This window comes from Thermoactinomyces daqus, assembly GCF_000763315.1.
Classification (GTDB): Bacteria; Bacillota; Bacilli; order Thermoactinomycetales; family Thermoactinomycetaceae; genus Thermoactinomyces_A; species Thermoactinomyces_A daqus.
On sequence record NZ_JPST01000063.1, the window covers coordinates 23,887 to 35,678 of the forward strand.

At 50.2% G+C, this 11,792-nt stretch carries 11 protein-coding genes; 10 read left to right on the plus strand and 1 reads right to left on the minus strand.

Features of this window, described 5'->3' with window-relative positions:
• Window position 1 precedes the first annotated feature (1 nt).
• The 10 genes from hslU to JG50_RS0117220 all read left to right on the plus strand — a co-directional run bounded on the left by hslU (window position 2) and on the right by JG50_RS0117220 (window position 10,451).
• Window positions 2-1,411, plus strand: coding sequence for an ATP-dependent protease ATPase subunit HslU (gene hslU, locus JG50_RS0117175; protein ID WP_033102344.1), 1,410 nt, complete (start codon window positions 2-4; stop codon window positions 1,409-1,411).
• 164 nt (window positions 1,412-1,575) lie between these two features.
• Window positions 1,576-2,283: a 30S ribosomal protein S2 gene (rpsB, locus tag JG50_RS0117180; RefSeq protein WP_033102345.1), complete on the plus strand. Its 708-nt coding sequence runs from the start codon at window positions 1,576-1,578 to the stop codon at window positions 2,281-2,283.
• A 92-nt stretch (window positions 2,284-2,375) separates the two neighbouring features.
• Window positions 2,376-3,029 carry a translation elongation factor Ts gene (tsf, locus tag JG50_RS0117185; protein ID WP_033102346.1) on the plus strand — a complete coding sequence of 218 codons (654 nt, stop codon included), beginning with the start codon at window positions 2,376-2,378 and terminating at the stop codon, window positions 3,027-3,029.
• Window positions 3,030-3,099: 70 nt separating this feature from the next.
• Window positions 3,100-3,825: a UMP kinase gene (gene pyrH / locus JG50_RS0117190; protein WP_033102347.1), complete on the plus strand. Its 726-nt coding sequence runs from the start codon at window positions 3,100-3,102 to the stop codon at window positions 3,823-3,825.
• 37 nt (window positions 3,826-3,862) lie between these two features.
• Window positions 3,863-4,384, plus strand: coding sequence for a ribosome recycling factor (frr, locus tag JG50_RS0117195; RefSeq protein WP_052154455.1), 522 nt, complete (start codon window positions 3,863-3,865; stop codon window positions 4,382-4,384).
• Window positions 4,385-4,488: 104 nt separating this feature from the next.
• Entirely contained in the window at window positions 4,489-5,268 is a 780-nt protein-coding gene (locus tag JG50_RS0117200; RefSeq protein ID WP_033102349.1) for an isoprenyl transferase, read from the plus strand.
• 18 nt (window positions 5,269-5,286) lie between these two features.
• Window positions 5,287-6,090, plus strand: coding sequence for a phosphatidate cytidylyltransferase (locus tag JG50_RS0117205; protein WP_033102350.1), 804 nt, complete (start codon window positions 5,287-5,289; stop codon window positions 6,088-6,090).
• Between the two features lie 14 nt (window positions 6,091-6,104).
• Window positions 6,105-7,262: a 1-deoxy-D-xylulose-5-phosphate reductoisomerase gene (locus JG50_RS0117210; protein WP_033102351.1), complete on the plus strand. Its 1,158-nt coding sequence runs from the start codon at window positions 6,105-6,107 to the stop codon at window positions 7,260-7,262.
• Between the two features lie 44 nt (window positions 7,263-7,306).
• On the plus strand, window positions 7,307-8,569 hold the full coding sequence (rseP, locus tag JG50_RS0117215; RefSeq protein WP_033102352.1) for an RIP metalloprotease RseP: 1,263 nt from the start codon (window positions 7,307-7,309) through the stop codon (window positions 8,567-8,569).
• Between the two features lie 166 nt (window positions 8,570-8,735).
• A complete protein-coding gene (locus tag JG50_RS0117220; protein ID WP_033102353.1) occupies window positions 8,736-10,451 on the plus strand; it encodes a proline--tRNA ligase in 1,716 nt (571 codons plus the stop codon).
• Between the two features lie 145 nt (window positions 10,452-10,596).
• On the opposite strand, the gene JG50_RS0117225 is transcribed toward JG50_RS0117220, so the two are convergent.
• The coding region (locus tag JG50_RS0117225) for an MFS transporter (RefSeq protein ID WP_152568642.1) at window positions 10,597-11,792 on the minus strand (1,196 nt) is incomplete at its 5' end.

An 11,792-nucleotide genomic window follows, 5' to 3' on the forward strand; every position in this document is an offset into this window, starting at 1 on the left:
CATGCCCGAGTTAAGTCCGCAAGCAAAATGGACACCCAGACAGATTGTCGCCGAATTGGATAAATACATCGTCGGCCAGACGCAAGCGAAAAGAGCGGTGGCGATCGCCCTTCGCAACCGCTACCGCCGGATGCTGCTGCCGGAAGAACTGAGGGACGAAGTCGTTCCCAAAAATATTTTGATGATCGGTCCCACCGGGGTGGGGAAAACGGAAATCGCCCGGCGTCTGGCAAAATTGGTCGGTGCCCCTTTCGTCAAACTGGAAGCGACCAAATTTACCGAAGTGGGCTATGTCGGGCGTGATGTGGAATCGATGGTGCGCGATCTGGTGGAAACGGGGATTCGCATGGTCAAGGCAGAAAAACTGGAAAGTGTGAAAGACGAGGCCCGGGCCATGGCCAACGATCGGATCGTCAGCATCCTGGTTCCTGATCAGAAGGAGTCTCCCGCTTTTAAAAACCCCTTCGAATTCCTGTTCCAGCAAAAGAGCGAGGGAACCCCGGGACCTCAGGAACAGCAGGAGAAAAGGCGGATCAGGGAAGAACGGGCGTTGGTAAAAGAAAAATTGTTGCGCGGCGAATTGGAGGAGCAGATGATCGAGATTGAGGTGGAAGAGCAGATGCCCTCCATGTTTGACATGTTCGCCGGAACCGGCGTCGAGCAGATGGGAATGAACATGCAGGAAATGCTGGGGCAGCTGATGCCGAAAAGAACCAAGCGGCGCAGACTAACCGTCAAGGAAGCGAGAGAAGTCCTGACTCAGCAGGAAGGGCAAAAGCTGATCGACATGGATCACGTGATCGGGGAGGCGCTTTCCCGTGTGGAGCAGTCGGGTATTATTTTCCTTGATGAGATTGATAAAATCGCCGGCAAGGACCAGCGCGGCCCCGATGTTTCCCGTGAGGGTGTGCAGCGCGACATTTTGCCGATCGTGGAAGGTTCCACTGTCATCACCAAATACGGGCCGGTGAAAACGGATCACATTTTGTTTATCGCCGCCGGTGCGTTCCACGTTTCCAAACCGTCCGACCTGATCCCGGAACTGCAGGGGCGTTTCCCCATACGCGTCGAACTGGACGATTTGAGCGCCGATGATTTCGTGCGGATTTTAACCGAGCCGAAAGGCGCTTTAATCAAACAATACATCGCCCTCTTGGAAACGGAAGGCATCAAGATTACCTTTACCAAAGAAGCAGTGGAAGAAATCGCCCGGCTGGCGCAGGAAGTGAACAGCTCCACCGAGAATATCGGAGCCCGTCGCCTGCATACGATTCTCGAGCGGTTGCTGGAGGAGCTCTCTTTTGAAGCTCCGGAGATCGGGATGGGGGAAATCACGATTACACCGCAATATGTGCAGGAGCGTTTGGCTGATGTCGTAACGGACCGGGATTTGAGCCAGTATATTTTGTAGGAAGCTTTTCGCGCAAAGTTTTCCCTTGCGATCAGATATGGGGTATGGTATATTCAACAATGGTGTAAACACACACGCCGAAGAAGCGGGCAGCGGTGCCGTGGATTGCGGTTTCTGCCTTCGATGATTTCGGCGGAGGACCAACCAACAAGGAGGATTTTAAAATGGCTGTTGTATCCATGAAACAACTGCTGGAAGCAGGGGTTCACTTCGGTCACCAAACTCGCCGTTGGAACCCGAAAATGGGAAAATACATTTTTACAGAGCGTAATGGAATTTACATCATCGATTTGCAAAAAACCGTCAAAATGATGGAGCAAGCGTACAACTTCGTACGTGAACTGGCTGCAAACGGCGGCAACATCCTTTTTGTCGGAACCAAAAAACAAGCGCAGGAAGCAGTTAAGGAAGAAGCTGAGCGCTGTGACATGTTCTATGTGAACCATCGTTGGCTCGGCGGCACGCTGACCAACTTCCAAACGATCCGCAAACGCATCGAGCGCCTTCATGAACTGGAGCGCATGGAAGAAGACGGCACATTTGACGTACTGCCGAAAAAAGAAGTGATCCTTCTTAAAAAAGAACAAGCCAAATTGGAGAAATTCCTGGGCGGTATTAAACACATGAAAAAACTGCCTGATGCGATTTTCGTCATCGATCCACGCAAAGAGCGCATTGCGGTTGCAGAAGCACGCAAGCTGAACATTCCGATCGTGGCCATCGTGGATACCAACTGTGATCCGGACGAAGTCGATTATGTAATCCCGGGTAACGATGATGCCATCCGTGCTGTTCGTCTCTTCACCGGAAAAATTGCCGATGCGATTTTGGAAGGACGCCAGGGCGAACAACAAAGCACCACAGCTTCCTGATGAGAAAGTAAAAGAGGGTGGCATGGAGTTATTCATGCCCACCCCTTTTTATACGAAAAAGTGAACTGGAATCAGATGAAGGAGGACCATTCATGGCAATTACAGCTGCAATGGTAAAAGAGCTGCGCGAAAAAACGGGCGCAGGCATGATGGATTGCAAAAAAGCGCTTACCGAAACCAATGGTGACATGGAAAAAGCGATAGAATACCTGCGTGAAAAAGGGATTGCAAAAGCGGCCAAAAAAGCTGGACGCATCGCTGCCGAAGGTGTGGTTGAATCCTACATACATGCCGGCGGACGGATCGGCGTTCTCGTAGAGGTGAACTGCGAAACCGATTTCGTGGCCAAAACCGATGACTTCAAAAGCTTCGTAAAAGATGTGGCTATGCAAATCGCCGCAATGAACCCGAAATATGTCCGCAGTGAAGAAATTCCGGAAGAAGAAGTGCAAAAAGAACGGGAAATCCTGAGACAACAAGCACTGCAAGAAGGAAAACCGGAAAACATCGTTGACAAAATGGTGGAAGGCCGCCTGAAAAAACATTTCCAAGAAATTTGCCTGCTCAACCAGGCTTACGTGAAAGACCCGGACAAAACGATCGATCAACTGTTGAAAGAAACGATCGCCAAACTGGGTGAAAACATCAACATTCGCCGTTTTGTACGCTATGAAATGGGCGAAGGCCTTGAGAAGAAAGAAGACAACTTCGTAGAGGAAGTTATGTCCCAAGTTAAACAAGGCTAAGAAGATATATAGGGAACACGGCCATTGTGTTCCTTTTTTTTTAAGAACTGCGGTTGATTGGAGGAAGCGAATGAGTACTCCCAAGTATAAACGCATTGTTTTGAAATTGAGCGGTGAAGCGTTGGCCGGGGATCAAGGATACGGCATCGAGTCGCGAGTGATCCGCTCTTTGGCCCGTCAGATCCAGGAAGTTGTCGAGCTCGGCGTCGAAGTTGCCGTAGTCGTGGGAGGAGGAAATATTTGGCGGGGGATCAGCGGTTCCGCTCACGGAATTGACCGTGCCACCGCTGATTATATGGGAATGTTGGCCACTGTGATGAACTCCTTGGCATTGCAGGATGCGCTCGAAAGTATGGAGGTTCCCACCCGCGTCCAGACTTCGATTGAAATGAGGCAAGTGGCCGAGCCCTATATTCGCCGGCGGGCAATCCGCCATTTGGAGAAAGGACGGGTGGTCATTTTTGCCGCCGGCAACGGAAATCCTTTCTTTTCCACCGACACAACCGCCGCTCTGCGTGCTGCCGAGATTGAAGCAGATGTGATCCTCATGGCCAAAAATGGGGTGGATGGCGTGTACACGGCGGATCCCCTCAAAGATCCGGCTGCCCAAAAATATGATTCGCTCACCTATCTGGAGATTTTGAACAAAGGCCTGAAAGTGATGGATTCCACTGCCTCCTCGCTTTGCATGGACAATAACATTCCTTTGATCGTATTTAACATCTCCGAAGAAGGCAATATTCGCCGTGTCATTTTGGGTGAACATATTGGTACACTGGTAAAAGGGAGCGTGTGATTTCGTGAACCAGGTAAAATCGCAAGCAGAATCGAAAATGGAAAAAGCCATCCAAGTGCTTAAAAAAGATTTGCTCACGATTCGGGCCGGTCGGGCCAATCCGGCTCTTTTGGACAAAGTGACCGTCGAATACTACGGTACCGAAATGCCGATCAACCAAATGGCCAATATCTCCACGCCGGATCCGCGCACACTTGCCATTCAGCCTTGGGACAAGTCCGCTTTGGGCGAAATTGAACGGGCCATTTTGAAATCGGATTTGGGGTTGACTCCGACCAACGATGGAAGTGTGATCCGCATCACGATTCCTCCGTTGACCGAGGAACGGCGCAATGAATTGGTGAAAGTGGCACGTAAAATGGGAGAAGAGGCCAAAGTGGCAATTCGCAACGTGCGCCGCGATGCAAATGATGAAATCAAGAAATTAGAGAAAAATGGGGAAATTCCCGAAGATACGGCACGTCGGGGTCAAGAAGAGATCCAAAAATTGACCGACCGTTTCATCAAGGAAGTGGATCAAGTGGTTGCAGCGAAAGAAAAAGAAATGATGGAGATTTAAAAACATAAAATGATTGGGTGAAAACCCCTTCTTTCCAGAGGGGGTTTTCTGTCTACCCCAGGGATGAGAAACGGGATGAGTTAACCTTTGCGGAGGAATGTTTCATGATTGAATCCATTAAACGCCTGGTTGGCAATAAGAAGAGGGAACAAGGAAAGAAAGAGTTGTTGGAACAGATCAAAAAGGCTCCCCTGCCGGAACACGTGGCCATTATCACGGATGGAAACGGTCGTTGGGCCAAAAAACGGGGTCTTCCCCGTACGGCGGGTCATGCGGCCGGAATGAAACGGGTGCGTGAAGTGATCCGGGAAGCCGACAACTTAGGTATTAAAGTCCTCACTTTTTATTCATTTTCGACCGAAAATTGGAAACGTCCGCAAGAGGAAGTCGAATATCTGATGAAACTTCCGATCGAGTTTTTAAAAACCGGTCTCAAGGAATTGGTTGAACGCAACGTGAAAGTGCAAATGCTGGGGGAGAAGAGCAAAACTCCGACGCAGACGCAGCAGGCCCTGATCAAATTTGAAGAAGAGACCAAACACAATACCGGATTGATTCTCAACTTTGCGATCAATTACGGCTCGAGGGATGAAATCCTGCGCGCGGTAAAAAACATTATAGACGATGTGCAAAATGGTCATATTGATAAGGAAGAGATCGATGAACAAACCATGAACCGGTATTTGCTCACCAAAGGATTGCCTGATCCTGACCTTGTCATTCGTACGAGCGGAGAAATTCGCGTCAGCAATTTCTTGTTGTGGCAACTGGCATACAGCGAGTTGCTGTTTACCGATACGATGTGGCCTGATTTTACCATCGAGCATTTCCATCAGGCGATTGCAGAATTCCAGCGTCGTTCGCGGCGATTTGGAGCGGTGTAAAGACAGGGGAAATAAACGATGAAGCAGAGAATCATTACAGGGGGATTGGGCGCTCTCGGCTTTTTGCTGCTGCTGTCCTTGGGAGGCTGGTGGTATACCGCCTTGATGTTTGTACTGGCGGTCATCGCCTTTTTGGAATTTGCGCAGATGAGAGAGCAGCATTGGAAAACGCCGCAAATGTTTTTTGGCCTTATTGTAATCGCACTGATTTTTCTTTCCGGATTAATGGAGCTGCCGGTCTTGAAGTCGTCTTCTTCTTTCCTCAAAGAACCAAATCCACTGTTGCTGGGACTGGCGCTCTACTCTGTTTTGATCGTCTTGAGCCGCAATCGCTTTGATCTCTTTCAAATGGCTTATTTATTGGCAGGAGCCATATACATAGGATACGGCTTTTTATATATGATGGTGGCCATCTGGAAGCCTGACGGACTTGCCTTATCCCTTCTTGTCATCATTGTGACTTGGGCAAACGATTCCGGTGCTTATTTTATCGGAAAAAAGTGGGGGAAACACAAATTGTGGCCCCAGATCAGCCCCAACAAGACGATTCAAGGTTCGCTGGGCGGCATCATGTTTGGGATTGTGACCAGTCTGGTCATCTGGCTGATCCATCCCCAATTGGGGAGCTCCCTGTGGGCGTTGGGAATGGGATTGTTTATCACCATCGTCGGCCAATTGGGAGATTTGGTTGAATCCGCCTGGAAAAGAAGCGCTGGTGTAAAAGATTCCGGCGGGATTCTGCCGGGGCATGGCGGCGTATTGGATCGCTTTGACAGTTTGTTGTTTGTTTTTCTCATTTTGCATTTAATTCAGGCAGTGTGAAAGGAGAGCGGGGAATGCCGGAAAAAATCGCCATTTTGGGTTCCACCGGTTCAATCGGACGCAGTACCTTGAACGTGATCGCCCAGCATCCCGATGAGTTTGAAGTGGTTGCGCTGGCGGCAGGGGGAAACGTCCGCGAAATGGTGGAACAAGCGCGGACGTTTAAACCCAAATTGATCTCGATGGCTACGAAAGAAGCAGCTGAACAGGTGCAGCGGGAGGTGGGGCAGGAAGTAAGGGTTATCTATGGCGAGGATGCCCCCGTCGAAGTGGCCTCCCATCCGGAAGCATCCTTTGTTGTTTCGGCCATTGTGGGAAGCAAAGGATTGGTGCCGACCCTGGCAGCCATCCGCGCAGGGAAAAAGGTCGGTCTGGCCAACAAGGAAACGCTTGTCAGCGCCGGTCATATCGTGGCGGCGGAAGCAAAAAAGAGACAGGTTCCCCTGCTTCCGATTGATAGTGAACATTCCGCCATCTTTCAATGCTTGAATGGAGAACGCATTTCCGAAGTTCGCCGCTTGATTGTCACTGCATCCGGAGGAGCTTTCCGTGATTGGACAAGGGAACAAATAGAGAACGCAACGGTGGAACAAGCGTTGAAACACCCCAATTGGTCGATGGGGGCAAAAGTGACGATCGATTCGGCAACGTTGATGAACAAGGGATTGGAAGTGATTGAGGCTCACTGGCTATTTGATCTGCCTTATGAGAAAATAGATGTGATCATTCATCCGCAAAGCATCATCCATTCGATGGTGGAGTTTCAGGACGGCGCGGTGATGGCCCAGTTGGGGACGCCTGACATGCGGGTTCCCATTCAATATGCATTGTCCTATCCCAACCGTTTGCCTTTGCAGACGGAGCGGTTGGACTTTGTGGCTTTGTCCCGCCTGGACTTCCGTCCACCGGACCTTGAACGCTTTCCCTGTTTGAAAATGGCTTATGAAGCCGGAAAAACCGGGGGAACGATGCCGACGGTTTTAAATGCGGCCAATGAAGTGGCGGTACAATCATTTTTGGCCGGCGAATGCCCGTTTCCAGTGATTGAAGAATTGGTGGAAAGAGCGTTATCCGCCCATGAGGTGGTGCACAATCCAACGCTGGAAGAAATCATGGAAGCGGATCGCTGGGCGCGAGCCTTCGCCAGAGAGAGTCTCATCCGCATAACCTGAGCTGCGGGGCTGTTCTCTGATTAACCGGGGTGGTGATAACAAGCATGCAAACAGTGATCATCTTTATTCTCGTTCTCAGCCTCTTGGTATTTGTTCATGAATTGGGACATTTTCTTTTTGCCAAGCGGGCAGGTATTCTGGTTCGGGAATTTGCCATTGGTTTTGGCCCGAAAATTTTTTCCAAGCTCTATGGAGAAACACTCTATTCCATTCGTGCGCTTCCACTCGGCGGGTATGTGAGAATGGCTGGGGAAGATGCGGAAGTGGTCGAGATCAAGACGGGATCCCTCGTATATGCCGTACAATCCGGTGAGGGAAAGCTGAATCATCTCTACTTGTATGAGCCAACCGATTTGCCGGAACAGTTGATTGTGGGCAGGTTGGTGGAAGCGGACCTGGAGAAACAGCTGTATGTGGTCCTTGAGGATCAAAATGAAGTGGAAATGAGGTATGCCCTCGATCCGCAAACCATTATTCATTATGATCAAAAAACCCATGTGCAAATCGCTCCGGTCGATCGTCAGTTTGGCTCCAAAAGCGTTGGGCAAAAGGCGATGGCGATCTTTGCCGGACCCCTGTTCAACATTATATTAACTGTGATCCTCTTCGCCACTTACGCTTTGATGGCCGGCATTGAAGACCAGTTGCCCGTGGACAGCACCATGCCGGGAAAACCGGCGCAAAAAGCGGGCATCAAAGCAGGTGATGTCATCGTTGCCGTCGATGGGCATGAAGTTCATACCATGGATTCGTTGCGGTATTACCTGATCGATTCCAAAGGAAAAACAGTGACAATCACCATCGAGCGCAACGGGAAAAAGCTGAATCTCCCTGTTACGCCCGAAAAAAACGGGGATGTCTACCAGATCGGCGCCTATTTCAACCAGGAGAAAATGAAAAGAAAAGCGACGATCGGAGAGGCATTGACTGACGGAGTACGGGAAACATATGAGTGGTCCGGCTTTATTCTGGACGGATTCGGTAAATTGGTTACAGGGCAATTGTCCATCAAAAGTTTGGGCGGTCCTGTGCAAATGGGAAGCATTACGGGTAAGGCGGCCGAAAGCGGACTGGCTTCGCTGATTCGCTGGATGGCTCTCTTGAGCCTGAACCTGGGGATTTTCAACCTGTTGCCGATTCCCGCCCTTGACGGCAGCCGCCTCGTCTTCATTGCAATCGAAGCAATTCGTGGCCGCCCGGTGAGTCCCAACAAGGAAAGCCTGGTTCACTTTGTCGGATTTGCTCTGCTGATGGTGCTGATGCTGGTGGTCACGTTTAATGATATTAAAACGATTTTTTTCACTTGAGCTGAGGGAACAATGGGTTCCTGCCCGGAACCTTGATTGGCCTGATGTGAACGTTAACCCGGTTTTCCGCCCGGTGAGGAAAACTGGGTTTGTTTTTTGCTTTTTTCTTGGGCTGGTTTTGTGTATGATTATGTTTGATGCAGTTTAAGTAAAGAGAGGGATTTTTATGCGGCAAAAAAATGCGCTGATTCCGACGTTACGCAATGTCGGAGAAGCGGAGATGGTAAGTCACCGCCTTTTATTGCGCGGCGGTTTTATAAGGCAGTTGGCAGCTGGGGTTTATACCTTCTTGCCGCTCGGATTTCGCGTATTACATAAAGTGGAGAAAATCGTCCGTGAGGAAATGGATCGCATTGGGGCGCAGGAATTGCTCTTGCCCGTCCTGCATCCTGCCGAACTCTGGCATGAATCCGGACGCTGGGAAAACTACGGGCCGGAGCTTTTCAAGATCAACGACCGGCATGACCGCAGTTTTGCGATGGGGCCAACCCATGAAGAAGTGATCACCGATCTCTTGCGGGGCGAGATCAATTCATATAAAAAGCTGCCGATGGCGCTTTACCAAATCCAAACGAAATTCCGCGATGAGAAAAGACCGCGCTCCGGTTTGCTGCGCGGCCGGGAATTTGTGATGAAAGACGCCTATTCCTTCCATGCCGATCGCGAATCGCTTGATCAAACCTATGAGGATATGTTTGGGGCGTATATGAATATTTTCACCCGGGTCGGACTTGATTTCCGCGCGGTGGAAGCGGATGCGGGAGCGATCGGAGGAAAGGGAACCCATGAATTTATGGCACTCTCCGACGCAGGTGAAGATACCATCGCCATCTGTGAAGCATGCGATTACGCAGCTAATATCGAGATGGCTGAAGTGGTCGGAAATGAGGAGGTTTCGGACAAAACACCGGTTTCGGAGCGTGAGAAGATCGCCACCCCGGGGAAACGCACCATTGAAGAGGTGGCCGAGTACCTCGATGTGGAACCGCACCAGCTGGTAAAAAGTTTGCTCTTTACTGTCGATGGTGAACCCGTGCTCGTCCTTGTCCGCGGGGATCATGAAGTCAATGATGTGAAAGTGAAAAACTTGCTTGAGGGAGCCGTATGCGAATTGGCGGATGAAGAAACCGTTCGACGGATCGCAGGGGCTTCAAGCGGTTTTGTCGGACCGGTCGGATTGAAGGAACCGGTTAAAATCCTGGCGGATCATGCTGTCATGCGAATGAATGAGATGATCACCGGAGCGAATGAAGCTGACGCTCATCTGATGCATGTACAGATCGGCCGCGATTTCCAAGTCGATCTCGCCGGCGATCTCCGGAATATCCAGGAAGGTGATGCATGTCCGCGCTGCGGGGGAACGATTCAGTTCAAACGCGGAATTGAAGTGGGCCATGTCTTCAAGCTGGGAACCCGGTACAGTGAGGCGATGAATGCCCGTTTCCTCGATGAAAACGGCAAAGAACAACCTTTTATCATGGGTTGTTACGGCATCGGAGTTTCCCGGACTGTTGCCGCAGCGATTGAGCAACATCATGATGAAAACGGGATTATCTGGCCGGTGGCGATTGCGCCGTATACGGTTCACCTGATTGCGGTCAATATGAAAAACGAAGACCAAGCCCGTCTTGCCGAAGCGTTGTACGAGGAACTGAATAAAGAAGGAATCGAAGTTTTATTTGATGATCGCAAAGAGCGGGCCGGCGTCAAATTTAAAGATGCTGATCTGTTGGGGATTCCGGTTCGGATCACAGTCGGAGCAAAAGCTGGAGAGGGACTGGTCGAGATCAAATTGCGCCGCAGCGGGGAAAGCAAGGAATTGTCAGTTGAAGAAGTATTGAAAGAGCTGCCGGAGTGGATTAAACGCGCAGATCAGAAATAGAAGAGAGGACCCATTTTCTCCCCGTGCAAGGGAGGGAATGGGTCTTTTTTTTGAGTACATTGACTCCGGGTAAGCCGGTCCAAATAAAAGTAAGTAATTGGAAGAAATTTGAATATCGCGCATTCCATGCTTCTGTATTTGTCGATTATGTTGTTTTTTTTGTCTTCGTTTTTGCTGTGGATATTCGGATCGGTTGGATTTTTGTCAGGAAAAACAGAACGCTGAGGGAAGCTATTAGCATCGTTGATCCGCCAAATGTAAGTGCAGCCGTAAAACCGTAGTATTGTGCGATAAAGCCGGTGATTGCCGGAGAGACAATGGAAGCGAATGCACCGGCTGTATTCATGATCCCGCCGAGGGTGCCGGCGGCTCCTTCCGGAGCGAGCTCTTGGGGAAGCGTCCATAGAATCGCTGTTGATGCCGATTCGGCGGCCATGGCAATGATTAGGAGCCAGGCGGCAGTTTCTGCATCTTTGGCATAAGCAGCTCCAATGACGGATAATGCGATCACTTGAGTGGTGATTAAAAGGGTTTTTTTCACAATGGTAAGGTTGTAACCTTTTTTAATTAAATAATCGGCCAAAACTCCGATCAGAGGTTGTGCCAGCATCCCGGCCACCCAGGGAAGGGTTGCGTAAAAAGTGACGGCGTCCAGATCCAGTTTTCGTGCTTCGATCAAAAAGCCCGGCAACCAGGTCAGATAGAGATAATAAAGGTAATCCTGAAAGAATTTGATGATGATGATCGCCCAGGTGTTTCGGTGCTTTAATAATTGGAATGAAGTGATTTTGTTTGAAGGGGTGACTTCGTTGCCGGCGGGAATCGTTTTTTTCTCGCGAAAGGTGGCGAACCAGAGGATTACCCACAGAAGACTGCCCAGCCCGGTAATATAAAAAGCCATGCGCCAGTCCGGTTGCTCCTTAGTGCCAAAGTACACCATCAGGCCGATCATAATGCCTGGCGTTAAAGCGTATCCCAGTCGCAATCCAGAAAGATAAATGCCCGTTGCCGTGCTGCGGTCCGAAGGTTTGAAGTTTTCCGCAACGATTTTTGTCGCTGCCGGGAAATTCGCGGCCTCACCCAAACCGACCAAGATGCGGCTGGCGAACAGCAACGGGGCTCCGCGAGCGAGTCCGGTGACCGCGGATGCGATTGACCAGATTGCCGCTGTGATTCCGTAGACTTTCTTGGCTCCAAACCGGTCGGCGAACCAACCGGCAGGAATATTGAAGAAGAGATAAGCCCAACCGAAAGCGGAGAGGATTAAGCCCATGGTTCCCATGCTCAGATGTAATTCCTTGGCGATAAAGGTGTTGGCTGTCCTAAGGTAGCGAAATTCCT

Bases quoted from the DNA above. Each gene is read 5' to 3' on its own strand.
- pyrH (WP_033102347.1), top strand. From the start codon at position 3,100: ATGAGTACTCCCAAGTATAAACGCATTGTTTTGAAATTGAGCGGTGAA.
- rpsB (WP_033102345.1), top strand. From the start codon at position 1,576: ATGGCTGTTGTATCCATGAAACAACTGCTGGAAGCAGGGGTTCACTTC.
- rseP (WP_033102352.1), top strand. From the start codon at position 7,307: ATGCAAACAGTGATCATCTTTATTCTCGTTCTCAGCCTCTTGGTATTT.
- JG50_RS0117205 (WP_033102350.1), top strand. From the start codon at position 5,287: ATGAAGCAGAGAATCATTACAGGGGGATTGGGCGCTCTCGGCTTTTTG.
- JG50_RS0117220 (WP_033102353.1), top strand. From the start codon at position 8,736: ATGCGGCAAAAAAATGCGCTGATTCCGACGTTACGCAATGTCGGAGAA.
- frr (WP_052154455.1), top strand. From the start codon at position 3,863: ATGGAAAAAGCCATCCAAGTGCTTAAAAAAGATTTGCTCACGATTCGG.
- hslU (WP_033102344.1), top strand. From the start codon at position 2: ATGCCCGAGTTAAGTCCGCAAGCAAAATGGACACCCAGACAGATTGTC.
- JG50_RS0117200 (WP_033102349.1), top strand. From the start codon at position 4,489: ATGATTGAATCCATTAAACGCCTGGTTGGCAATAAGAAGAGGGAACAA.
- tsf (WP_033102346.1), top strand. From the start codon at position 2,376: ATGGCAATTACAGCTGCAATGGTAAAAGAGCTGCGCGAAAAAACGGGC.
- JG50_RS0117210 (WP_033102351.1), top strand. From the start codon at position 6,105: ATGCCGGAAAAAATCGCCATTTTGGGTTCCACCGGTTCAATCGGACGC.